Source organism: Chelatococcus sp. KU-N122, assembly GCF_055391085.1.
The window spans coordinates 4406026-4428424 of sequence record NZ_AP043981.1 but is presented as its reverse complement, the minus strand read 5'-3'; the positions used below and the strand labels follow the sequence as shown (position 1 = coordinate 4428424).

22 protein-coding genes are annotated in these 22399 nt (G+C 66.0%); 13 read left to right on the top strand and 9 right to left on the bottom strand.

The annotated features are described in order from the left end of the window. Window positions 1-49 precede the first annotated feature (49 nt). Genes ACZ5PO_RS19975 through ACZ5PO_RS19960 form a run of 4 tightly spaced genes read left to right on the top strand, consistent with a single transcriptional unit; the run spans window position 50 to window position 4117 of the window. A complete protein-coding gene (locus ACZ5PO_RS19975; protein WP_464196944.1) occupies window positions 50-1195 on the top strand; it encodes an 8-amino-7-oxononanoate synthase in 1146 nt (381 codons plus the stop codon). Then, window positions 1192-1845, top strand: coding sequence for a dethiobiotin synthase (gene bioD / locus ACZ5PO_RS19970; protein WP_464183379.1), 654 nt, complete (start codon window positions 1192-1194; stop codon window positions 1843-1845). Before ACZ5PO_RS19975 ends, bioD begins: the two co-directional genes overlap by 4 nt. Next, window positions 1845-3122 carry an adenosylmethionine--8-amino-7-oxononanoate transaminase gene (locus tag ACZ5PO_RS19965; RefSeq protein ID WP_464183378.1) on the top strand — a complete coding sequence of 426 codons (1278 nt, stop codon included), beginning with the start codon at window positions 1845-1847 and terminating at the stop codon, window positions 3120-3122. The genes bioD and ACZ5PO_RS19965 overlap by 1 nt, the downstream gene beginning before the upstream one ends. After that, the gene (locus ACZ5PO_RS19960; protein ID WP_464183377.1) at window positions 3119-4117 is read left to right on the top strand and encodes a beta-ketoacyl-ACP synthase III; all 999 of its coding nucleotides are present in this window, start codon (window positions 3119-3121) and stop codon (window positions 4115-4117) included. Before ACZ5PO_RS19965 ends, ACZ5PO_RS19960 begins: the two co-directional genes overlap by 4 nt. Here ACZ5PO_RS19960 and ACZ5PO_RS19955 read toward each other — a convergent pair whose 3' ends face one another. The 4 genes from ACZ5PO_RS19955 to ACZ5PO_RS19940 form a co-directional block, all read right to left on the bottom strand. Next, complete coding sequence (locus ACZ5PO_RS19955; protein WP_464183376.1) at window positions 4118-5617, bottom strand: acyl-CoA carboxylase subunit beta; 1500 nt, start codon at window positions 5615-5617, stop codon at window positions 4118-4120. An 83-nt stretch (window positions 5618-5700) separates the two neighbouring features. Next, window positions 5701-7323 carry an AMP-binding protein gene (locus tag ACZ5PO_RS19950; RefSeq protein WP_464183375.1) on the bottom strand — a complete coding sequence of 541 codons (1623 nt, stop codon included), beginning with the start codon at window positions 7321-7323 and terminating at the stop codon, window positions 5701-5703. Window positions 7324-7360: 37 nt separating this feature from the next. Then, a complete protein-coding gene (locus ACZ5PO_RS19945; protein WP_464183374.1) occupies window positions 7361-7582 on the bottom strand; it encodes an acyl-CoA carboxylase biotin carboxyl carrier protein subunit in 222 nt (73 codons plus the stop codon). Next, window positions 7579-8280 carry a TetR/AcrR family transcriptional regulator gene (locus ACZ5PO_RS19940; protein ID WP_464183372.1) on the bottom strand — a complete coding sequence of 234 codons (702 nt, stop codon included), beginning with the start codon at window positions 8278-8280 and terminating at the stop codon, window positions 7579-7581. Before ACZ5PO_RS19940 ends, ACZ5PO_RS19945 begins: the two co-directional genes overlap by 4 nt. Before the next feature lie 110 nt (window positions 8281-8390). Between ACZ5PO_RS19940 and ACZ5PO_RS19935 the strand changes: the two genes are divergently transcribed. The 7 genes from ACZ5PO_RS19935 (at window position 8391) to ACZ5PO_RS19905 (ending at window position 14229) form a co-directional block, all read left to right on the top strand. Continuing rightward, window positions 8391-9647, top strand: a complete 1257-nt coding sequence (locus ACZ5PO_RS19935; RefSeq protein ID WP_464183370.1) for an ABC transporter substrate-binding protein — start codon at window positions 8391-8393, stop codon at window positions 9645-9647. Window positions 9648-9672: 25 nt separating this feature from the next. Then, window positions 9673-10551 (top strand): branched-chain amino acid ABC transporter permease, encoded by an 879-nt coding sequence (locus ACZ5PO_RS19930; protein ID WP_464183368.1) that lies wholly within the window; start codon window positions 9673-9675, stop codon window positions 10549-10551. A gap of 1 nt (window position 10552) precedes the next feature. Then, the gene (locus ACZ5PO_RS19925; protein WP_464183367.1) at window positions 10553-12376 is read left to right on the top strand and encodes a branched-chain amino acid ABC transporter ATP-binding protein/permease; all 1824 of its coding nucleotides are present in this window, start codon (window positions 10553-10555) and stop codon (window positions 12374-12376) included. Further along, window positions 12373-13122, top strand: coding sequence for an ABC transporter ATP-binding protein (locus tag ACZ5PO_RS19920; RefSeq protein WP_464183366.1), 750 nt, complete (start codon window positions 12373-12375; stop codon window positions 13120-13122). Before ACZ5PO_RS19925 ends, ACZ5PO_RS19920 begins: the two co-directional genes overlap by 4 nt. Before the next feature lie 237 nt (window positions 13123-13359). Continuing rightward, window positions 13360-13596, top strand: coding sequence for a CopG family ribbon-helix-helix protein (locus ACZ5PO_RS19915; protein WP_464183365.1), 237 nt, complete (start codon window positions 13360-13362; stop codon window positions 13594-13596). Next, the gene (locus tag ACZ5PO_RS19910; protein ID WP_464183363.1) at window positions 13596-13883 is read left to right on the top strand and encodes a type II toxin-antitoxin system RelE/ParE family toxin; all 288 of its coding nucleotides are present in this window, start codon (window positions 13596-13598) and stop codon (window positions 13881-13883) included. Before ACZ5PO_RS19915 ends, ACZ5PO_RS19910 begins: the two co-directional genes overlap by 1 nt. 70 nt (window positions 13884-13953) lie before the next feature. Further along, window positions 13954-14229, top strand: coding sequence for an ATP-binding cassette domain-containing protein (locus ACZ5PO_RS19905; protein ID WP_464183362.1), 276 nt, complete (start codon window positions 13954-13956; stop codon window positions 14227-14229). A gap of 204 nt (window positions 14230-14433) precedes the next feature. Here ACZ5PO_RS19905 and ACZ5PO_RS19900 read toward each other — a convergent pair whose 3' ends face one another. From ACZ5PO_RS19900 to ACZ5PO_RS19880, 5 genes are all read right to left on the bottom strand, one after another. Then, complete coding sequence (locus tag ACZ5PO_RS19900) at window positions 14434-15330, bottom strand: AraC family transcriptional regulator (protein WP_464183360.1); 897 nt, start codon at window positions 15328-15330, stop codon at window positions 14434-14436. A 105-nt stretch (window positions 15331-15435) separates the two neighbouring features. Continuing rightward, on the bottom strand, window positions 15436-15837 hold the full coding sequence (locus tag ACZ5PO_RS19895; protein ID WP_464196594.1) for a hypothetical protein: 402 nt from the start codon (window positions 15835-15837) through the stop codon (window positions 15436-15438). A 426-nt stretch (window positions 15838-16263) separates the two neighbouring features. Next, the gene (locus ACZ5PO_RS19890) at window positions 16264-17262 is read right to left on the bottom strand and encodes a pyridoxamine 5'-phosphate oxidase family protein (RefSeq protein WP_464196592.1); all 999 of its coding nucleotides are present in this window, start codon (window positions 17260-17262) and stop codon (window positions 16264-16266) included. Window positions 17263-17445: 183 nt separating this feature from the next. Beyond that, window positions 17446-17997 carry an acyl-CoA thioesterase gene (locus tag ACZ5PO_RS19885; protein WP_464196590.1) on the bottom strand — a complete coding sequence of 184 codons (552 nt, stop codon included), beginning with the start codon at window positions 17995-17997 and terminating at the stop codon, window positions 17446-17448. Window positions 17998-18069: 72 nt separating this feature from the next. Then, the gene (locus ACZ5PO_RS19880) at window positions 18070-18249 is read right to left on the bottom strand and encodes a hypothetical protein (RefSeq protein WP_464196588.1); all 180 of its coding nucleotides are present in this window, start codon (window positions 18247-18249) and stop codon (window positions 18070-18072) included. Between the two features lie 308 nt (window positions 18250-18557). Here ACZ5PO_RS19880 and ACZ5PO_RS19875 point away from each other — a divergent pair, with 308 nt between their 5' ends. Beyond that, window positions 18558-19406, top strand: a complete 849-nt coding sequence (locus ACZ5PO_RS19875; RefSeq protein ID WP_464196586.1) for an AraC family transcriptional regulator — start codon at window positions 18558-18560, stop codon at window positions 19404-19406. A gap of 826 nt (window positions 19407-20232) precedes the next feature. Then, window positions 20233-22329, top strand: a complete 2097-nt coding sequence (locus ACZ5PO_RS19870) for a TonB-dependent receptor (RefSeq protein WP_464196584.1) — start codon at window positions 20233-20235, stop codon at window positions 22327-22329. Window positions 22330-22399 lie beyond the last annotated feature (70 nt).

The window sequence follows — 22399 nt, the reverse complement described above, 5'->3', positions numbered from 1 at the left end:
GGCAGCTCGACGTGAGTTATTATCTATAAATATGATGCCATGGGGCGGGATGATGCTGGAACGGTCGGCGCGGTACGCGCGGGGGCTGGAGCACCTGCAGCGCAAAGGGCGGCGGCGCTTCCTGGTGCGGCAGAGCGGCATCGACTTCACGTCGAACGACTATCTGGCCCTGGCCGAATCGCCGCGCCTCAGGGCCAGCGTCCTCTCCGCCCTGGACCGCGGCGTGCCCGTCGGTGCCGGCGGCTCGCGCCTCCTGCGCGGCAATCACCCCGAGCACGAGGCGTTGGAAGCCGATGCCGCCGCCTTCTTCCGGTCCGAGCGCGTGCTCTATTTCGGTAGCGGTTATGCGGCCAACCTCGCGATCCTGTCGGCCCTGCCCCAGCGCGGCGACCTCGTGGTCCACGACGAGCTGGTTCACGCCAGCGTGCACGCGGGCATGGCGGCGGGACGGGCCACGGCCGTCGCCGTGCCGCACAATGACCTGGACGCCTTCGACGACGCCATCCGCGCCTGGCGTGCTGCCGGCGGTGCCGGGCATCCCTGGATCGCCGTCGAGAGCATCTACTCCATGGACGGCGATCGGGCGCCGCTGCGCCAGCTGGCGGCCCTGGCCGACCGGCACGACGGCTTCCTGGTCGTCGACGAGGCCCACGCCACCGGGGTGCACGGCGCCGACGGCCGCGGGCTGGCGGCCGAGCTGGAGGGGCGCGACAACCTCGTCGTCCTGCATACCTGCGGCAAGGCGCTCGGCGTATCCGGCGCCCTCGTCGGCGCGAGCCGCGTGCTCTGTGATCACTTGATCAATCAGGCCCGCCCGTTCATCTACGCCACGGCGCCCTCCCCGCTCGCGGCCGCGAGCGTGCGCGAAGCGCTGAAGGTCCTGGCCGACGAGCCGGAGCGCCGCGAGCGGCTGCACGACCTCATCGGTTTGGCCAATGCGCAGTTCCGCAGCTGCCTCGGCATCGCCGGCAGCGGCTCGCAGATCCTTCCGGTCGTCGTCGGCGGCAGCGCGCGCGCCGTGCGCATCGCGTCGCGGCTGCAGGACGCCGGCTTCGACGTCCGGGCAATCCGGCCGCCCACCGTCCCCGCCAACACGGCCCGCCTGCGCATCGCCATCACGCTCCACGTCGATGCCGCCACCGTGGCCCGCATGTTCGAGAAGCTGGCGCAGGTCATGGCGGAGGAGGCCCCGTGAGCTCCGGACCAGAGAGCCTGCGCGTTGTCGTGACCGGCACCGACACCGGCATCGGCAAGACGGTCTTCGCGGCTGCCCTCGCCGACGCGCTCGGCGCCAGCTACTGGAAGCCCATCCAGTCCGGCCTCGACGACGAGACCGACAGCGAGACGGTGCGACGGCTCGGCCGGCTGCCGCCGCACCGCATCCTGCCCGAGGCCTGGCGCCTCAGGACGCCGGCCTCGCCGCATCTGGCGGCGGCGATGGACGAGGTGACGCTCGCCCCCGAGGCGCTCGCGCCGCCCGAAACGGACGGGCCGCTGGTGATCGAAGGGGCCGGTGGGCTGCTCGTGCCCCTGACCCGCAGCGCCACATTCGCCGATGTCTTCGCCCGCTGGCAGTTGCCGACGATTCTGTGCGCCCGCACCGGTCTCGGCACCATCAACCACACGCTGCTGTCGCTCGAGGCCATGCGGCGCCGCCGCATTCCGGTTCTCGGCGTCGCCTTCATCGGCGACGCCCACCCGGATACGCAGGGGATCATCGCCGAGATGGGCGCCGTGCGCTGCCTCGGCCGGCTGCCGCGGCTCGAGCCGCTGACGCCCGATGCCCTGCGCCGAAGCTTCCACGAGAACTTCGGTGCTTCAATCCTCGAAGAGGTGACCACGTGATGCGCCCAGTGCCGAGATCGCCCGTCTGGCATCCCTTCACCCAGCACGGCCTGACGTCGGCGATGAAGCGGATCGTCCGCACCGACGGCGCCCATCTCGTTGACGAGGATGGCCGCGCCGTGCTCGACGCGATCTCGTCCTGGTGGGTGATCACCCATCGCCACCGGCATCCGCACATCATGGAGGCGATTCGGACCGCCTGCGACACCTTCGACCAGATCATCTTCGCCGAGTACACGCACGAGCCGGCAGAAGCCTTGGCGGAGGGGCTCATTCGGCTCGCCCCGCCCGGCCTCGCCCATGTCTTCTATTCCGACAGCGGCTCGACCGCGGTCGAGGTGGCGCTGAAGATGGCGCTGAGCACCTTCCACAACCGGGGTGCGCCGCGGTCGCGCATCGTGGTGATGGAGGGCAGCTACCACGGCGACACCATCGGCACGATGTCGGCCGGCGAGCGCGGCGTCTTCAACGCCGCCTACGGCGCCTTGCTCTTCGACGTCGCGACCATTCCCTTTCCCGAGTCCGGCCGTGAACAGGAGACACTCGACGCCTTCGAGCATCTCTGCCGCGGCGGGGACATCGCGGCGCTGCTGGTCGAGCCTCTGGTGCTGGGGGCCGGCGGCATGCGGATGTATCCACCGCACGTGCTGGCCGAGCTGCAGCGGATCGCCGCGCGGCACGGGACGCTGCTGATCGTCGATGAGGTGATGACCGGCTGGGGGCGGACGGGCACTCTCTTCGCCTGCGAGCAGGCCAGCGTCACGCCGGACATCCTGTGCGTGTCCAAGGGCATCACCGGCGGCGCCCTGCCGCTGGCAGCAACGCTGTGCACGGCCGAGATCTTCGACGCGCACCTGTCGCGCGAGCTGAGCCGCGCCTTCTTCCATTCCAGCTCCTATACCGCCAATCCGATCGCCTGCGCTGCCGCCCTCGCCAACCTCGAGGTCTGGCGGAGCGAGCCGGTCGCCCAGCGCCTCGCGGCACTTGAGCGGATGCACCGGGAGAGGCTCGAGCCGTTCCGCTCCGACCGGCGCTTCGCCAACGTGCGCCAGACCGGCACCATCGCAGCGCTCGATCTCGCCGTCTCGGCCCCAGGATATCTGGCGGATGTCGGGCCGCGGCTGCGTGCCTTCTTCCGGGAGCGGGACCTGCTCATCCGCCCGCTCGGCAACGTCGTCTATCTGATGCCGCCCTATTGCGTGACGCAGACCGATCTCGACCGCGCCTATGCGGCGATCGACGAGGCGGCGGACGTGATCGCGGAGAGCGCGCCATGACCGGTTGGCCGGCGAGCCGCGCCGTGGGCTTCGGCCACTATGCCCCTGAGCGGCGCGTGGAGAACGCTGAGATCGAGGCGAGGCTCGGCCTCGCGCCCGGATGGATCGAGCGGCGGACCGGCATCCGGGCGCGGCGGTGGGCCGCCCCCGGCGAGACGCTCACCGACATGGCGGTCAAGGCCGGCGCCGCCGCCCTCGACGCCTCCGGCCTGGCCCGCAGCGACGTCGCCCTGGTGCTGCTCGCCACCTCGACGCCGGACCACCTGCTGCCGCCCTCGGCACCGATGGTCGCCCATCGCCTCAGCCTCGCCGGGGCCGGCGCCGTCGATCTGGCGGGCGCCTGCTCGGGCTTCCTCTACGCGCTGACCCTGGCCGACGGCTTCGTGCGGGCGCAGGGCCGTGCCGCCCTTATCGTCGCCGGCAACATTCTCAGTCGGCGCATCAATTCGAGCGAGCGGGCCAGCGCCATCATCTTCGCCGACGCCGCCGGCGCCGTCGTGCTGGCGCCGTCACGCGAGCCGAGCGCGGGCATCCTCGGCGCGGATCTGGCGGCGGACGGCGACCACTACGACCTGATCAAGGTGCCTGCCGGCGGCAGCGCCCGGCCCTTCGCGCCGGGCATGGACCATCAAGAGCTGCTGATGACCATGAGCGACGGCAAGGCCGTCTTCTCCCAGGCCGTGCGCCTGATGACGCGCTGCGCGCTGCGCGCCCTGACGCAGGCCGGGGTGGCGGCGAGCCAGATCGACCGCTTCGTGCCCCACCAAGCCAACGTCCGCATCTTCGAGGCGGTCTCGGCGAACCTCGGGCTGGCGCCTGAGCGCACTGTCTCGACCATCGCGGAGTTCGGCAATTCCTCGGCGGCGACCATACCCCTGTCGCTGTCGATGGCCCACCGCGAGCGCGCGTTCCGGCCGGGCGAGTGCCTGCTGCTGACGGCGGCCGGCGCCGGCCTGACCGCCGGCGCCGTCGTTCTGGGCGTGGGCGAGCCCTGACTAAAACGGCTCGATGATGCGCTTGCGCTGCGGCCGCTGCGCCGGCACCGGCAGGGTGTCGAGCGTCTTGATCAGGATCGAGCGGGTCTCGGCCGGATCGATGACGTCGTCGTAGAGGAACTTGGCGGCGCTCTCGACGGCGGTGTTCGATTTCTTCAGCGCCGCCGTCAGCTCCGCATGCAGGGCCGCCCGCGCCTCCGGCGTCGGCGCCTCGTCCAGCTCGCGCTTGTTGATGATGTTGACCGCACCCTCGAGCCCCATGCCGCCGAACTCGGCGGTCGGCCACGCCAGCAGGATTGCAGGGTCGAGCGGGCGTGAGCCCATGATGTAATAGCCCAGGCCATAGGCCTTGCGGAGCACCACGGTCATCACCGGCACAGTGGCGTTGGCGAGGGCGGACAGCACGCGGGCGCTGTGGCGCATGAGGCCGGTCTTCTCCACGTCCGGCCCCACCATCAGGCCGGGCGTGTCGCAGAGCACCAGCAGCGGGATGTCGAAGGCATCGCAGAGCTGGATGAAGCGCGCCATCTTGATGCAGCAGGGCGTATCCATGGCCCCGGCGAGGAACATCGGCTGGTTGGCGACGACGCCGACGGTGCGCCCGCCGATGCGGGCCAGCGCCGTGACGCCGGCCTTGCCGTAGGCCGCCTTGAGCTCCATCACGCTGTCCTTGTCGGCCAGCAGCTCGATGACCTTGCGGACGTTGTAGGCGCGGCGCGGGCTGTCGGGCACGATGTCGCGCAGCGGCGTCTGGTCGTGCGCCTCGCCGGGCTCGCGCGCCAGGTCGAAATAGGCGAGATAGCGCTTGGCCGCGGCGATCGCCTGGGTGTCGTCGTCGACCAGCACGTCGATGACGCCGGAGGCCAGGTGCGCCGACGCCGGCCCGATCTCCTCGGGCGTGAAGCGGGTGCCGAGCGCCGCTTCGACCAGCGGCGGCCCCGCCATGCCCATGGCCGAATCGGGCGTCGCGATCAGGACGTCGCACAGCCCGGCGAGGTTGGCATGGCCGGCAAAGGCGCGGCCGGGGACGATGCCGACGGTCGGCACCCAGCCCGACAGGCGCGCGAAGACCACGAAGGTGGGCGTGGAAGGCCGCGCCGTCACATGCATGTCGTGCGGGCGGGCGCCACCGCCGTCGAGCCAGGAAATCACCGGCAGCCGGTGCTTCTCCGCATGCTCGTACATGCGGGTGATCTTGGCGTGGTTGAAGGCGCTCTGAGTGCCGGCGTAGACCGTGTAGTCATAGGCGACGAGATCGACCGGCCGCCCGCCCACCTTGGCGGTGCCCATCACCAGACCGTCGGCAGCCCCCTCCATGCCGGCCGTGGCCGGGCGCGTCAGCCCGCCGTACTCCACGAAGCTGTCACTGTCGGCGAGGCCGGCAATCGCCTCGCGCACCGTCAGGCGACCGCGCTTGCGCTGCTTGGCGACGGCCGCCGGCCGGGCCTCGTCGAGGCGCGCCTGCTGCGCCTCCAGGACAGTCTTCAAATCGTGACGCAAGTCCATGTCTCCGTCTGGGGACCAGTGCCGGCGCGGCCAAGCCCGCGCCGCCGGTTGCAAGGCGTGGTGAGGCGCGCGCCGCCTCAGGTGAGGGCGAGCTTGGTGTTGCCGAGCTTCTCGCGCTTGATGCGGATGCCGGCGGCCTCCCGGTCCCAGGTGCCGTCGGTCACGCCCTGCCCGCGCAACACATACTTCTCGACCTTCTGGGTCGGCGTCTTGGGCAGCTCGGGCAGCACCCGGATGTAGCGCGGCACCATGAAGTGGGCGAGCCGCGGCGTCAGATAGGTGATGAGGTCGGCCAGCTCAAGGTCGGCGCCGGGGACCAGCGCGATGACGGCCAGCACCTCGTCCTCGCCGAACTCCGAGGGCACGCCGAGCACCGCCGCCTCGCGCACCTGCGGATGGGACAACAGCTCCTGCTCGACCTCGAACGAGGAAATGTTCTCGCCGCGCCGGCGCAGCGCATCCTTCATCCGGTCGACGAAGAAGAAGTAGCCGTCCGCGTTGCGGCGGAACGCATCGCCCGTGTGGAACCAGCCGTTGCGCCAGGCGCGCGCCGTGGCCTCCGGATTGGCGTTGTAGCCGTGGTTGAGGGTCCACGGCGTATCGGCCCTGAGCATCAGCTCGCCCACCTGGCCGATCGGCACCTCGATGTCGTGCTCGTCGACGATGCGCACCTGAAAACCGTCGCGCACTCGCCCGCAGGTCTTCGGTACCGGCGGGTTCTTCTCCGAGACGATCGGGCAGGAGATCTCGGTCATGTTGAAGACGGTGTAGATGTCGACGCCGAAGCGGCGGGTGAACTCCGGCGCATCCTCGCTGTAGGGCACCATGGTCGCCTGCCTGAGCGTGTGGTCGCGGTCGCGCGGACCGGGCGGCTCCTTCAGCAGGAACGGCACCATGGCGCCGAGCAGCGTCATGGTCGTGGTACCGCTGCGCCGGATGGTGTCCCAGAATGTCGCGGTGTCAAAGGCTTCGACGACGGCGATGGAGCCGCCGAGCATCAGCATGCGGTACACCGCATTGGTGCCACCCACGTGGAACAAAGGCAGGTTGACCAGCGCCCGGTCGTCGGCGGTGACCACGTCGAGCGCCTCCGACATGGCGCCGGCATGACGATACGAGGACAGCACCCCCTTCGACGGCCCGGTCGTCCCCGACGTGTAGATGATGGTCTGGGTATCCCAGGGCGCGATCGGCCGAGCCGGCTCCGACGGGCTGCCGGTGGCGGCAGTGAGCACACTCTCCGGCAGCACGGCGAGGCCGGCGACGGCGGGCAGCGGCTCGCCGATCGAGACCAGGGTCTCGAGGGCGGCCTTGTCGACGTCGTTCAGGCGCTCGGCCAGGCGCTGGTCGGCGACCATCAGCCGGGCACCCGAATTGGCGATGACGTGGGCCAGCACGCCGCCGCGGTAGCTCACGTTCACCGGCACGTAGACGGCGCCGATGTAGTTCAGGGCGAACCACACCGTGACCGCATGCGGGCCGTTGGGCAGCCACGACAGGACGTGGTCGCCCTGGCGGACGCCGAGCGCCTCGAAGCCGGCGGCCACGCGCCGCACCATGTCGCGCAGTTGCGCGTACGACCAAGTGGTGTCGTCGGCGAAGAGGGCGAACGGGCGTTCGCCTCGCTCGCGCGCGTGCCTGTCGATCAGATTGCGGACTACATAGGCGTCGACGTCGTCAAGCTTGTCCTGCCTGCTCACCGGTTCCTCCCAGATGTATTATTGTTGTGCAGTTTCGTCAGAACTCGATGATGGCCAGCTTCTGCCCTTCCGATATCTGGTCGCCGGGGCCGACGAGGATCGTCGAGATCTTGCCGGCACGCGGAGCTCCCACCGGGATCTCCATCTTCATCGCCTCGATGACCAGGACGGTCTCGTCGGCCTCGACCGCATCGCCGACAGTCTTCTCGATCGACACGACGCTACCCGGCATTTCGGACAGAAGGTCACTGGTGCTCACGTTGATGGTCTCCGTTGTCGCGCGCGCCGATCGATCGTCCTCGCGGCGGGCGGCGCGCCGGCAAGGGCATGGGTGATGAACGACAGGACCTGCGGGCGGACCGATGCCAGGTCGGTGCGGTCGCGGTCGGTCAGCCACTGCATGAAGACGCCGCGCAGCAGGCTCACGATGAGTGCCGCGGCAAGGTCGCAATCGGTGGACGCCCGAATCTCGCCGGCGTCTCTAGCCTCGCGCAGGTGGACCGCGAAGCCCTCGCGGAAGCTGTCGTTGAGCGCCACCGCACGGCGCCTGAGCTCGGGAAACACCTGGATCGAATCGAGCGACAGCGAATAGAGCACCGCCGTCGCCACCGGGCTGCGCAGGGCACCCTCCACATGGGCGTCGGCCCGAGCCAGCACGGCGGCCAGGCCGCGGCTGTCGGCCACCGCCGTCGGCGCGTGGCGGGCGAACCAGGCCTCCATCGAATCGATGATCGCTTCCATCAGACCGAGCTTGGTGCCGAATCGTTCGGCCGGCAGCCCGCGGCTGTAGCCGGCGGCAATGCCGATCTCGGCGAGCGACGTGCCGGCCACCCCCTTTTCGGCGATCAGCTGCATGGCGGCCTTGATCATCCGGCGATCGGACGAGCGCCGCCGTTCGGCCTGAGTGCGGCCGCTCGCAGCGAGTTTGCCGGTCCGTTCGGTGCCATCGAGCGCCATTCCGCGTTTCTAGCACTTGCTGGTTGGCTAGCAAGTGTTAAGGTGCGCCGCAACGTGCTCCGAGCGCATCCAGAGGCGCCGCGAGAGAGAGCCAATTTGGGAGGACCCATATGCGTTTCACGGCCGGACTCGAACTGCGTGGCGATGGGAGCATCGACCGGCGTTCGCTGCTGCGCAGCGCGGCGCGGCTGGGGGCTGCCGCGGCCGGCGCGTCGCTTGCGGCGCCGCTGTTCGGCGGTGTGGCCCAGGCCGCCGGCGAGTCGGTCAAGATCGGTTGGGTGCGGCCGACCACCGGACGGCTGGTGACGTCGTTCGCGCCGCTCTATCTCGGCGGCAGCATCGCTGTGGACGAGATCAACCAGGCCGGCGGCATCCTCGGCAGGCCGATCTCCAAGGTCGAAGAGGATGACGAGGCGTCGCCTGCCAAGGAGCCGGCCATCGTGCGCAAGCTGCGCGAGGCGGAGGTGAGCTTCGCCGTCGGGCCGACCGGCAGCTCCCAGTCCCTGGCCTCGCTGGCGGCCACCACCCAGGCCAAGATCATCCAGTCCACCTACGCCGCGGCGGCCGAGGCGGCGGACGGCAAGCGCTACCCCTACCACTACCAGCTCATGTACAACACGGACCAGCAGGGGCAGGTCTGCGCCAACTACATGGTCAAGAACCTGGGGATCAAGAAGGTCGGCATCCTCCAGGAGAGCACCGCCTTCGGCGAGCAGGCGACCACCTCCACCAAAGCCGCGCTCAAGGCGCTGGGCATCGATCCGGTCAGCGTGCAGGTCTATCCGATCACCGCGCCGGACTTGAGCGCCTACGTGCGCAACCTGCAGAAGGACGGTGCGGAGGGCGTCATCGCCTGGATCGCCAACGTCCCCAACGCGGCGATGATCTTCAACACCATGAAGACGCTGAAGTGGTTCCCGCCGGTCACCGGGCACAGCGGCCTGTTCCTGCCGGCCCTGTTCGACCTCGTGCCCCCCGACGCGGTCAAGAACGTGTTCGCCACCTATTACCGCAACTTCACCTGGACCGATCAGCAGAAGCCCGGGGAGCGGCAGATCGCCTTGGCCAAGAAGCTGCTCGCAATCCCGGAGGCCAAGGGCTACGAGGTCAACGTCGCCTCCAGCCCCTATTACGACTTCGTCTATCTGCTGAAGGCCGGCGTCGAGCAGGCGAAGAGCTTCGACGCCGACAAGGTCAAGCAGGCGCTGGACGCAACCCGGAACTTCCCCGGCCTCATCGGCAACCTGTCGTTCACGCCCGACAACCACTGCGGCATCGACATCAAGGACGTGGTCCTCGCCTCGGTGGCCTCCGGCCAGGACCCGCAGGCCATGGGCAGCTTCCGCGAACGGGCCCCGGGCCAGTAAGTCAGCGCACCGAAAGCGCCTCGCCATGGATATCGACACGCTCGTTCGCGGCCTCGTCAACGGCAGCCTCTATGCGCTCGTCGCCGTGAGCTTCAACATCCTCTACCGGCCGACGAACGTCTTCAACTTCGCCCAAGGCGAGCTGGTGATGCTCGGCGCCATGGTCTTCGCCAGCGCCTCGACCTTGATGGGCCTGCCGTGGATCGGGGCGCTCGCCGTCGCCCTGGTCGCGGTCGGCCTCATCGGCCTCGTGGAGGAGCGCATCGCCGTGGCGCCGGTGCTGGCCAAGTCGCAGCACAACACGGGCTGGGTGATCACGACGCTCGCGGTGTCGCTGATCATCTCCAACCTGGTCGGCCGCGTCTGGGGCCCCGATCCGATCATGGTCGAGCCGCCGCCGCTGCTCTCCATGCAGACCCTCGACTGGACCGGCATCCAGATCAATTCCTACCAGATCGCGCTGGTGATCGTGACCTTCGTCATGGTGCTCGCCATCGAGCGAGTCTACCGCACCCGCCACGGCAAGGCCGTGCTGGCGACGGCGGAGGACCGGGAGGCGGCGCTGCTGCGCGGCATCGATCCGGCCAAGCTCAGCCGCTGGTCGTTCTTCCTCGGCGGCGCCTTCGCCGGGCTCACCGGCGTGCTGGCGGCGCCGATCCTCTACGCCTCCACGTCGCTCGGGCCGTCGCTGCTGCTCAAGGGCTTCGCCGCCGCGGCCGTCGGCTCGATCGGCAACAACCGCGGCGCGCTCATCGCCGGCTACCTCATCGGGCTGACGGAAGCCGTCGGCGCCTCCCTGCTGTCGCCGGGCTACCAGGAGGCGGTGATCTTCGTGCTGGTGCTGACGCTCCTGCTGCTCAAGCCGCACGGGCTGTTCGGGCGCCCCTTCACGCGGACGGTGTAAGATGGCAGCCACCGCCCCTTCCCCGGCCCGCACGCGCCTTCTGCCCGTCCTGGCCCAACTCGTCTTCGCCGCGGTGGCGCTGTCGGTGCCGCTATTCCTCAGCGGCGGCAGCTATCTGCTCTACGTCGCCACCCAGCTCGGCATCTATGTCATCGCCGCCATCGGCCTCAACCTGCTCGCCGGCTATGCCGGCCAGGTCTCCCTCGGCCATGCCGCCTTCCTCGCCATCGGCGCCTACGCCACGGCGCTGCTCACCGTCGACCACCACTGGTCGTTCTGGGCCGCGGCCGTCGTCGGCATCGTGCTCTCGGCCGGCCTGGGCGTGCTGATGGCGCTGCCGTCGTTCCGGCTGACGACGTGGTATTTCGCCTTCATCACGCTGGCCTTCGCGCTGGTGTTCGAGAAGATGATCGTGGAGTGGCGCGGCCTGACCAAGGGCTTCGCCGGCGTCATCGGCGTGCCGCCGCCGCAGCTCTTCGGCGTCGAGCTCGGCCAGAAGGCGCTCTACTGGCTGGTGGCCGGCACCGCCATCGTCTGCTTCCTCATCGTCCGCAACATGGTGAAGTCCCGCTTCGGCCGCGGCTTCGTCGCGGTGCGCGACACGCCGGCGGCGGCGCTGGCGGCAGGCGCCTCGCCGCAGCGGCTGAAGATGCTCGGCTTCATCGTGGCGGCGGCCTTCGCGGGCGTCGCCGGAGCGTTCTTCGCCGTGCAGAAGACGGTGGTCACACCCGACGACTTCACGGCCGACTTCTCCATCTTCTTCCTGCTCACGGTGGTGCTGGGCGGCCTCGGCACGCTCTGGGGCCCGGTGCTCGGCGCGCTGGTGTTCTTCCTCATCCCGGAGCTGCTGACCGGGCTGGAAAGCTGGCGCATGCTGGTCTACGGCTGCATCCTGCTGGTGCTCATGCTGTTTGCCCCCCAGGGTCTGGTCGGCGCGCTGAACGCCGGCGTGCGGCGGCTGGCGGCCCGCACGCGCGGCCAGCCGTCCGGCGCCGCCGCGCCGGCAGCAGCGGCCGCGCCGGTGACCCATCCGCCGATCGCCGGCGCCTCGCTGGCGGTGGAAGGGCTCAAGAAGCGCTTCGGCGGCGTCGCCGCCCTGGACGACGTGGCGCTGAAGGCCGAGCCCGGCACCTGCTGCGCCATCGTCGGCCCCAACGGCTCCGGCAAGACGACGCTGCTCAACGTGGTCGGCGGCTTCTACGAGCGCGACGAGGGCACCGTGCGCATCGACGGGCGCGAGACCCGCGGCATGAGCGCCCAGGCGGTCGCCGGGCTCGGGCTCGGCCGCACGTTCCAGACGCCGCGCCTGCTCAACGACCTCTCCATCGTCGACAACGTGCTGCTCGGCGCCTTCACGCGCGAGCGAGCCTGGCTGCCGGAGATCGTGCTGCGGCTGCCGCGCGCCCGGCGCGAGGCGGCGGCGCTGAGAGCCGAGGCGCTCGGCTACCTCGACTTCGTCGGCATCGCCGACCGGGCCGAGGACCTGGCGAGCGAGGTGCCGCACGGCCAGCAGCGGCTGGTGGAGATCGCCCGCGCCCTGATGGGCGGGGCGCGCCTGCTGATGCTCGACGAGCCCGCCGCCGGCCTCTCGATGGTGGAGCTCGACAAGCTCGAGCAGCTGATCAGCCGCATCCGCGATCTCGGCGCCACAGTGGTCATCGTGGAGCATCACCTCGACCTGGTGGCGAGCATCGCCAGTCACGTCATCGTGCTCGACCGCGGCCGCGTGCTGGCGTCCGGCGCTCCGAGCGAGGTGTTCGCCGATCCGGCGGTGCAGCGCGCCTACATGGGCGAGCGGGCCCTGCAGAGCACGTCCGCGTCATGAAGCCGATATCCAACCCGGGACAGTCCATGGCGGACAAGCTGCTGTCGGTCGAAGCGGTCGATGTGGGCTACGGCCACGTCGGCGTGATCGAGGACCTGAGCCTGGCGGTGCCGCGGGGCGCGGTCGTCGCCCTGGTCGGCCGCAACGGCGCCGGCAAGTCCACGCTGCTGCGCGCCATCTCCGGCCTGCTGACGCCGAGCAAGGGCCGCATCGTCTTCGACGGCCGCGACATCGGCCGCGCCAAGCCGCACGCCATCGTCGAGGCCGGCCTGCTGCACGTGGCCGAGGGCCGCCGCCTGTTCCGCAGCCAGACCGTGGACGACAACCTCGAGCTCGGCGCCTACGGCACCAGCCTCAGCAAGGCGGACTTCAAGGGCCGCGTGGAGCGGGTGCACGAGCTGTTCCCGATCCTCAAGGAGAAGCGGCAGGACCTCGCCGGCGCGCTGTCGGGAGGCCAGCAGCAGATGCTGGCCATCGCCCAGGCGATGATCCGCGACCCCAAGCTGCTGATGCTGGACGAGCCCTCGCTCGGCCTGTCGCCGCTGCTGGTGGACCAGGTGTTCGCCGCGATCCTCAGCCTGCGCGGCAGCGGCACCACGATCCTCCTGGTGGAGCAACTGGTGGAGCGGGCACTGGAGATCGCCGACGCCGCCTACGTCATGCAGAACGGCCGCGTCATCGCCAACGGCCCCGCCGCCGAGATCGCCAAGAGCGAGGCGCTCAGGACGGCGTACATGGCAGTGTAGGGCATGCTGCTCTGCTGAGCATTAGGCGCCAGCGTCCGACGCTCCGACACGCGAGGCGTCCCGGCGGGCGGACGGGACTGTCGCCCCCGCGCCGAACAGCCCGGAAGCTGCGACCGCCACCGCGCCGCCCTCAGACATGGGCGCGCTCGTGCAGCGGACCAGACTCGGCGCAGCCAGGCCTACGCCGGCGCGAGGCGAGGCCTTAAAAACTCCCGCGTTCTGTGCGACGTTTGTTCTATGGCCATCGAACTTGAAATCTCCCCCGAACTCCAAGCCCGCATCGACGCGATTGCGGCCCGTTCCAACCTGTCCGCGTCCGAGGTCGTCGCCGACGCGCTCGAAAACGGCCATTCGCTGGAATGGCAGGAGCGTTTCCTAGACAAGGTAGCGCGGGGTATCGCCGCCGCAGATCGCGGCGAATTTGCCAGCCGTGACGACGTCGAGCGGGTGCTGAACAAGTACCGCTCGTCCTGATGACCGTTTGGTGGACGCTGCCCGCGCTGAACGATCTCGAAGAGATCTCGGATTTCATCGCGCAGGACAGCCCCAAAGCCGCCTATCGGCTCGTCGGCGACATCATCAGCCGCACCGAAAAATTGCTGCCAGCAAATCCGATGATCGGGCGGCGCGGGCGCGCGCCAGGCACGCGCGAACTGGTCATGTCCAGGACACCCTCTATCGTCGTCTATCGGGTCAACACCCGCATCGAAATTCTCGCCGTCGTTCATGGCGGGCGCGAGTGGCCCGAGAGCTTTTCGTGAACCATTGTAGAGATATAGCTCTTGTAGCACAGCTTACCTGGCCGGCGCGCGCTCCGGCGGCCAGCAGCAGATGCTCGCCATCGCCCAGGCGATGATCCGCGATCCCAAGCTCCTGAACGAGCCCTCGCTCGGCCTGTCACCGCTGCTCGTGGACCAGGTTTTCGCGGCGATCCTCAGCCTGCGCGGCAGCGGCACCACGATCCTCCTGGTGGAGCAGCTGGTGGAACGGGCGCTGGAGATCGCCGACGCCGCCTACGTCATGCAGAACGGCCGCGTCATCGCCGACGGCCCCGCCGCCGAGATCGCCAAGAGCGAGGCGCTCAGGACGGCATATATGGCTGTGTAGGGGCTTTAAGCGCCGGTCGGGTTCTTGCCGCGGAGCTTCGCGAAGCCGTCCACGTCTTCATCGGTGAGTCCGGCCTCGCGGCCAATCGCCACCAGGAGTGAACCGAGCTTGACCCGGCCGTCCGGCTTCACACCGGCCCGCACAGTCAGCCCGGCGATCTCCGCCGCCTGCGTGAATTCTTCCGGGTTATCCGTGCTGAAGCGCCTACGATCTTCTTAGTGGGACAACATTCGGCGCTGTTTCGGCCGCTTCTGCGATGTCATGATCACTCTCGGCGCGGCCAAGTGTCTTTCGATCACCTCGCTCCGAGGCTCCAGCGGCTGCTTCATCGAAATAGCGCGCGGGGGTTGTTCCAAGCATTCGCCTGAACATGGAGATGAACGCGCTGACGCTCTCATAGCCAAGATCGGCGGCAATGTTCGTGACCAGTTCGCCTTGCGCGAGACGCCGCAGCGCCAAGCCGATATGCAGTTGCTGGCGCCAGCGAACGAAGGACATGCCCGTTTCGCGCTGGAACAGCCGGCTCAGCGTTCGGTTGCTTGCCCCCACGCGAGCGCCCCACTCATCGATAGTGAAGCGCAAGCCCGGATTTTCGATCATGGATTCGGTCAGCCGTCGCAGCCTGTTGTCGTTCGGCATTGGCAGATGGATCGGCTCGAGAGGCGCCGCGATCAGTTCGTCAAGCAGCACTGATATGAGCCGCGTCTCGCGCTCGCGATCCATGGTCGCCAGCGGTGATTCAGTATCGAACCGCAGAATGAGTTCGCGGAGAAAGGGCTGCACGAACAGAATGCCGCAATCCTGATCAAGCGGAGCGGCCAGAGCCGGATCAATGTACAGACTTCCGATCTTTATGTGACCAGCCACCCTGCCGGCGTGGGAAACGCCGCCAGGTATCCACAAGGCACAATGCGGCGGGACAGTCCAAATGCCACCTGCGGCCTGCATCGTCAGCACGCCGCTGATGACGTACATCAGTTGCGCCTTCTTGTGACGATGAGGCTCCGTCTCACCGACGAATGTCGCTTCGGTAATGAGAGTGAAGACGGGGCGTGGAATATTATCCACTTCGTCGAAGCCAAGTGTATTCGGAAACTCCATCACAGCATCCCGATGCAGTCCTTAGCCCAGGTCAGAAGAGTTTTGCCCTTTGTCGCAGGTATTTATCTTTAACTGTACTAAGATCATACCATTCGATATTGCGCCTTAAGCAGCGTGTTTTTCAAGCAAGACCGTGCCTTTGCCTACAGCTCCCTCCTCGTCGGCTGCAAACTGGACGGAAAAGCCAAGTGCCTTGCTTGCCGCCGCTGAGGCGATCCGTGCAGCGGCATTTGCTGGGGAGTGGCCTTCGATCACAACCAACCCGAGGCAATATTTTCTCATCCGGTCCTTGATCTTCTTGAAGAACAGTGCCTTCGCCTTGCGCTCCTCGGGCGTTTCATCATCGTGATCATGCGTAGAGTGATCGGCGATCAGGACGAACGGTGTCTCCTTGTCCAGGATCCTTTCAAGTTGCTTATTCCTTTCAAGTACCTCATGGACTGAGGAACTTTCTTCTTCGTGCGCACGCAGAAAGACGAGCGGAAAGCGGGAACCATCCAGGAGCATCGTCTATTACCTTTCGTTGACCGGGCGAGATGCCGAGAGCCGCTGAAGGCCGACATCGCTAATTCGTTCAACAGGGCGGCCCCACGGGCAGTAGCTGAAGCGCTCATTCTTATCATGGACAGCATTCCCGTCGCTCTTGCAGATCGGCCATCATATGCCGTGAACCTGCCAAAGCCGCTACGCTGCGTCGGCAGCCGACCGGACGCGATCCACCCGGCTCCCGGCACGCCTTTGGCGCTTTGCGACTCGTCAGCGCATACGTGGCAGGCGCCGCATGTCGTTGACCCACCGCATTCTCCCACGATATCGGCTACGTCGTTTTCGGTGGCCGCGCGCATGACGCTGCTGCCACTCTCCGCATGCATTCATGTCTCCATGCCGTCAAGCTGAATGAAAACAATTTCCGGCATCGGATATCCTTCAGTCTCAGTAGAGGTTGCTCTTATAGTCTTCTTGCATCTTCCGCTCGACGAGGCCGGGTGCTGCCATCGCGGCTGCGGCCTGCTGGGCTTCGACGCTCTTGTTCAGCTTTATGTGTCCGATCGCGATTTTCGCCGGCTCGATGTCCGGCGAAGCCGAGGCGGTGGCCCAGGTACCGGCGCGTACCAAAGCATTACTTTGGATGAGTTCGATCCTGAGACCGTCAATACCAGTCACCAGAGCGGGCATTTTGTCCTGCACGGCAAAACGCGCTCGGACCGCTGGATCGTCAGTTACGCGGGCCGTACCGAGGAGCCGAGCCACATGCGGCGAGCCCGGTATCATCACGATGGCTGCCACATGCGGCTGGACCACGATGTTCCGAAAGCTGTCGATCCGCTTGTTCCCGGGGCGGTCTGCGAACCAGAGCACGCCAGAGAGCAGTTGTACCATCGCGCCGGCCGGATCCCCTTTTGGGCTGATATCAGCGTGCCCGCTCCCATCGACCGTGCCCAGTGCAAGGAACCGAGCGCTGGCGAACAGCTCGTCGGGATTCGTCGGAGGCTGAGCAGTCGGGCTGCTTTGCCAGAACTCAGACCGCAACAGCGCCTTGCCGCAGTGTAAGTAGCACTCCTGCACGGCCACACAAATCACTTCGCCGTCGTTGCCGATCACCCGACCGTTCACGCGCAAAAGCTCGTTGATCGATGGGATCATGAAAAAAGAGCCGAAGCCGACGCCCGGCCGCGCGATACCTGGATCATCGATCATGGCGGTAGGAAGTTGAATCTCGCTGGAGCTGCCGGATGCCCAGCCGGGCGCACCGGATCCGAACGTTATGCCGATACACCCCGCGTCGCCGAAACTTGCCATCATCAACGGCGAAGCCGCCACCCAGCCCAGCGCCCCTTCGTCGAGATGATCGACGGTCTTGAGTTGGACCAACGCCGGCGGCTTTCCGATGTGGGCTTCGAGATCATCGATAGTTGAGAGGACGTGTTCCAAGGCAATTGATCTCCAGTGTCTTGCGAGGCGGCCCTGGACTACGGGGATCGAACTCCAATCTGTGGGACATTTCCCGCGCGGCGAGCAACCTCTGTTCTACTGGTGACGAATCTACGCGGTGGCTCTCGCCAAGCAGAGGGCATATCCGGCCACAATGTGTCATGAGCCCGCCAATCTGCTTCGCTAAGCGCGCGCCCCAATTTCATTGAAATCGGAACGCTCTTGTCCATGCTTCTCCATATCCCTCCCCGTTGCGGTAACCGACTCCAGCCGCTCCGCGAACTCGCGCCGCAGCGTGCGACGGAGTTCGGCCGCCTTGTAGCGGCGGATGTCGATGGCGTCGGCAGGCTGCAGATCCGGCACGCGCACCGGCCGGCCGGCATCGTCAATGGCAACCATGGTGAAGTAGCAGGAATTGGTGTGCCGGCGGAGGCCGGAGCGGATGTTCTCCGCTTCCACCCGGATTCCGACTTCCATAGAGGTACGCCCAATAAGGTTGATGGAGGCGCGGAAGGTGACGAGCTCGCCCACATGGATCGGCTCCTTGAACACCACTTGGTCGACTGACAGCGTCACCGTATATTGCTGCGAATAGCGCGACGCACACGAGAAGGCCACGCGATCGAGCAGATTGAGTAGCGCCCCTCCGTGGACCTTTCCCGAAAAATTGGCCATGTCAGGCGTCATCAGAACCGTCATTTCAAGGCGGCGCCGATCCTGCTCTATCGGAATCATACGGTCACACTCTCTTTTTGGCCACCATCGTCAGAACATCGTGCTGAGCGTCCGAGATAGCGAGCCTGTTGGTCAGGCGAGTTGCCGAGAGCCGCTGAAGGCCGAGACCTCCATTCGGTCCAACAGGTCGGCCATGGGCAATTGCTGGGCGTAGCTAGTTTTACGACGGATAACATCGCCGCCACTCTCCCAGATCTGCCAACAAATGCCGCGCACCCGCCACAGCATCATCTCTCTGATCGTGACTGCCATCCAAGCTGCTTCGCCGATATCGCCTCCAAAGGCTTCTGCCCCGCAGTCGACGCCTTCGCGACATGAATGGCCGATTCGAGAGATATCTTGGCGGGATCGGTCGATGCGGCATTCAACCGCTCAGCGTATCCGAGAGCGGTTCGCAGTTTAGGAGGCTACCGCCTGCGTGACGCAGTCGATGGGTGGGATGCGAGCGACAAGAAATGCTCTCTTCGTGACCATGGTCATCGCGACCATAAGCATCCGGCTCATCTCCGAGCCCGCCTCGGCGGCAATGCACCTTAGGTGGCCACTACGGAGCGGCCGGCATGGAAGGCTTCAGGACCGCGTTGCAATTTATTCAATGGGGCAACTCGGACATCGACGAGATTCCTCGGCCAATGGTGGCCGCGGGGCCCAACCAAGTGACCGGCCGCCTCGAGCGTCCGGAGCATCGGCACCGCAAATGCGAGTTGATCTACACGGTCAATGGTGTCCTCACCTGTGAAATCAGCGGCAGCCTGTGGACCGTTTCTCCGCAATGCGCAGTGTGGATTCCATCCGGCACGCCGCACAGGTGCCAAGCGTTCGGCAAGACCGAATACTATGTCCTTTTTCTTGATCCTGATGTCAGCCGGAACCTTCCGAGGACCTGCTGCACAATGTCCGTATCGCACCTGCTGCGCGAGGCGCTGATCCGCGCCGCGCAGTTTCCCGCATTGTATCCGCTGGACGGCCCGGAAGTCCGGTTGCTGCCCGTTATCCTCGACGAACTGAGCACTGCCAGGATTGAGGATCACCAACTTCGTCTGCCGTCCGATCCAAGCCTACGACGCCTCCTCGACATGATGATGTCCACTCCTGAAGACAAGTCTTCGGTAGCGCAGTGGGCGGCACGCTGCGCGTTGAGCGAGAGAACGCTAAGCCGGAAGATCCGCCAGGAGACGGGAATGAGCCTCTGGCGCTGGCGTCACCAGCTCCACGTCACGCTGGCGCTCCAGCGCATGGCGAGCGGCGACAGCGTTCAGGCGGTGGCGCTCGACCTTGGATACGAGACGGCCAGCAGCTTCATCACCATGTTCAAGAAGACGGTCGGCAAGCCACCGGGCCGCTATCTCTCAGAGCGCGGCAGTGGCGATGACACATGGGGACCGCGAAAAGATGCCTTCCCGCGATAACTCGGGCGAAACGAGAAGATCATCTATCGTTTAATGTCTGTTGGCAGCTCCGGGAGAACTTTTCAATGGAGCTCTTCAAACAATGATCGACTGTAAGCGGGCTCAGTCCGCCGCACACCTCTTTTATCTCCAACTGGCACCTACGGAGAGTGGCCCAGAAGATTCGGCACGTCGAAGAGAGCCTGAGGCGGTTTTCCTCAACGCAACTCGATATTGCATCGGGCGTAAGCCGCCACGGCCGTACGCAGATCGATAGGATCTCCGCTTTGCAAGCTTTCTTGACGGCAGGCGAAGGAGCGGCTGCAAGCGTGCTCTGCACTAAGGCAGCGGCAAGGCACAGTATGCACGCCGAACCGGAAAGCACGCGTGTGAACAAAGGCATCATCGCTCCTAGACTGAGGCTTTACTCTTAACATCGACGAGACCTGAACGCTATCGCAGGTATGCCAACAGATATCGCCATCCTGCCACCATCGCAAGCGCGGTCTTCATCATTGCCGTGGCGCAATTATTATTGAGCTATTCTAATGTGCTGCCCGCCATTTTGGCGGGATTGGAGATCCGATTGGCGCGATCCCGAAAGGCGAATGTTCCCATCCTCTTTATCAACGCTAGCTGCACACGCCTCGCGCAAAGCGAGGCGGCTTGTTGCGGTTGGGGACTGGGGATGTCGTCTTTCGGGTATAGAAATCTCGCGCTGAGCAGAGTCTCGATCATCGCACTCGTTTTGGCGATGGTTGGAGAGCCATTATCCGTTCGCGCGCAAACAGCGAGCCCGCCTAGCGGCTCAGACAGACCGTCGAACGTCAATCAGACTCTCCCACCGGTGACGGCGGCAACCGATCAGAGGAGCACGGCGGCACGCGCAAGCGTCAACACTCCCGCCGAGCCCGCCGTCAGTGAAACATACCGCAACCTCACTGTTCTCGATCCGATTATCGTCACTGCACGCAAGACCAACGAGCGGCTTCAGGATGTGCCGGAGAGCGTCACCGTCGTCACGCCGGAGAACCTCAGCACCAACCCCTTCGAGCCGGGCGCTGCGGTAGCCCGAAATTCTCCTAATGTTGAGTGGGTGAAGTCGAGCCCGGCCGCCCAGTTCTATTCCATCCGCGGTGTCAGCTCGCTCGGACTTCCGCAGAGCTTCTCCGACGGCACCGTCGGCTTCAACATCGACGGCGTTCCCAACAGCATGATGAGCGCATCGAACCCTCTTCTCGATGTTAATCGCGTCGAAGTGATGCGCGGGCCGCAAGGCACCCTTTGGGGCACTAACGCCCTCGGCGGCGCCATCAACGTCGTCACCAACCAGCCTGACGGCACCCGCGATATTCGATTCACGGGAGAGGTCGGATCGAATGGCTATCGCCTGGGCGAGGCCGTCATCGGCGGCAACATCATCCCCGGCACGCTGGACGGGCGCATGGCCGTCCGCTTCGCTCACCAAGACGGCACCGTCAATAGCCTGTTCACCGACGATCTCGGCAAGAGCGATATCGGGGCCTTCCGTGGCGGTCTGCGCTTCACCGGCCTCGACAGCACGACGGTCACGCTGACCGGGACCTATCTGAACGATCAGGGAAACGCTCCCTGGTATGTCATGCGCGACGCGCCGAGCTTCCCCATCAGCGGTGTGCTGTCCGAGCCCTATTCGAGAACGACGCAGGGCGGGGCTACGCTGAAGATCGAGCATGATTTCGACGCGTTCCGGTTTACGTCGATCAGCGCCTACCAGCGCAACGAATTGCGCATTCGCAATGACGCTACTGATAGGCTCGTCAATGACCGGGCCGGGTTGCCCGCGTTTCCTAACGTCGGCCGCACGCTCGACCAGGAGAACGTGTTCAGCCAGGAAGTTCGCCTGAACTCTCGCGATGGCGATCCGATCCGTTGGGTTGTAGGCGCCAGCGCCGTGCGAACGGAGGGAACCCGCACCTGCGAGGCCGTGCCGTGCGCGTTCCCACCAATCGTCACGAAGAACGTCATCAATAGCACGAATCTGGGCTTGTTTGGAGATGTCACGATCCCATTCGCCGATCGCTGGGAAATCTCGGCGGGCGGGCGTGTCAGCTACGACGATATTACGGACAGGTTTACAAACTCGCTGAATATACCGGCGCTGACGGCGAACAGCTCCACAAATCAGATCTACCCAACGGGACGGCTCGCGCTCACGTATAAGTGGACGGATGATGTCCGCACCTATGTTTCCGTCGCGCGCGGACACGCAAGCCGCGTCTATCCGCTATTGCCGAGGGTGACGAATGGCGTCCTGCCCGATCCATTCCCGGCCGCAACAGGATGGACTTACGAAGCAGGCATGAAAGCCAATCTCAATCGCCGTTTCGACCTCGAGGCCAGCGTTTTCTACAACGACATCAAGAATGGCATTCTTGCCTACATCGATCCGACGTCACCAATACCTTTGCTCAAGCAAACCTATCAGGACTACGAAACCAGCGGCTTCGAAGTTCAAACCCGCACCAAGATTACAGACTACCTGAGCTTCATCGGCGGCGTGGGTTACATTCATAGTTCGCTCGGCGCAAGCGGCGCGGTCGCAAACATGGTGAAGGGCAACCGAGTGCCGAACGTACCCGACTGGACCTTCACGACCGCGCTTCAATATGATGCGCCGGGAGCCATGCTTAGCGCGCCGGGCGCGTTCTCGTTCAACGTCCAGTATCAGTATTCGGGAAGTCGCGCAGTGGACGCAGAAGATACATTCGGTCTGAAGCCGTACCATATCGTCAACGCGCGGCTCGGTTGGAAGAATGACGGCGGGGATTTCGAGGTGTACGCCTTCGGGCGAAATCTCCTCGATCAGCGCTACGAAGCGTGGGGCGCTGCGCTTGGCGGCGTTCCAATCGTGAATGTTGGCCAAGCGCGCATCGTCGGTGTAGGCGCCACCAAGACTTTCTGAACGTGGTCTCAGGTCCCGTTGCCGAGCGAACGCCGACCGGGGCTCGCACGCCCGATCACCTTTGACGGGA

What these genes read in the sequence shown, in the direction of transcription:
- ACZ5PO_RS19975 (WP_464196944.1), top strand. Translation starts at nt 50, where the DNA reads ATGATGCTGGAACGGTCGGCGCGGTACGCGCGGGGGCTGGAGCACCTG.
- ACZ5PO_RS19965 (WP_464183378.1), top strand. Translation starts at nt 1,845, where the DNA reads ATGCGCCCAGTGCCGAGATCGCCCGTCTGGCATCCCTTCACCCAGCAC.
- ACZ5PO_RS19960 (WP_464183377.1), top strand. Translation starts at nt 3,119, where the DNA reads ATGACCGGTTGGCCGGCGAGCCGCGCCGTGGGCTTCGGCCACTATGCC.
- ACZ5PO_RS19940 (WP_464183372.1), bottom strand. Translation starts at nt 8,280, where the DNA reads ATGGCGCTCGATGGCACCGAACGGACCGGCAAACTCGCTGCGAGCGGC.
- ACZ5PO_RS19935 (WP_464183370.1), top strand. Translation starts at nt 8,391, where the DNA reads ATGCGTTTCACGGCCGGACTCGAACTGCGTGGCGATGGGAGCATCGAC.
- ACZ5PO_RS19930 (WP_464183368.1), top strand. Translation starts at nt 9,673, where the DNA reads ATGGATATCGACACGCTCGTTCGCGGCCTCGTCAACGGCAGCCTCTAT.
- ACZ5PO_RS19925 (WP_464183367.1), top strand. Translation starts at nt 10,553, where the DNA reads ATGGCAGCCACCGCCCCTTCCCCGGCCCGCACGCGCCTTCTGCCCGTC.
- ACZ5PO_RS19920 (WP_464183366.1), top strand. Translation starts at nt 12,373, where the DNA reads ATGAAGCCGATATCCAACCCGGGACAGTCCATGGCGGACAAGCTGCTG.
- ACZ5PO_RS19915 (WP_464183365.1), top strand. Translation starts at nt 13,360, where the DNA reads ATGGCCATCGAACTTGAAATCTCCCCCGAACTCCAAGCCCGCATCGAC.
- ACZ5PO_RS19910 (WP_464183363.1), top strand. Translation starts at nt 13,596, where the DNA reads ATGACCGTTTGGTGGACGCTGCCCGCGCTGAACGATCTCGAAGAGATC.
- ACZ5PO_RS19905 (WP_464183362.1), top strand. Translation starts at nt 13,954, where the DNA reads ATGCTCGCCATCGCCCAGGCGATGATCCGCGATCCCAAGCTCCTGAAC.
- ACZ5PO_RS19900 (WP_464183360.1), bottom strand. Translation starts at nt 15,330, where the DNA reads ATGGAGTTTCCGAATACACTTGGCTTCGACGAAGTGGATAATATTCCA.
- ACZ5PO_RS19895 (WP_464196594.1), bottom strand. Translation starts at nt 15,837, where the DNA reads ATGCTCCTGGATGGTTCCCGCTTTCCGCTCGTCTTTCTGCGTGCGCAC.
- ACZ5PO_RS19885 (WP_464196590.1), bottom strand. Translation starts at nt 17,997, where the DNA reads ATGATTCCGATAGAGCAGGATCGGCGCCGCCTTGAAATGACGGTTCTG.
- ACZ5PO_RS19880 (WP_464196588.1), bottom strand. Translation starts at nt 18,249, where the DNA reads ATGGCAGTCACGATCAGAGAGATGATGCTGTGGCGGGTGCGCGGCATT.
- ACZ5PO_RS19875 (WP_464196586.1), top strand. Translation starts at nt 18,558, where the DNA reads ATGGAAGGCTTCAGGACCGCGTTGCAATTTATTCAATGGGGCAACTCG.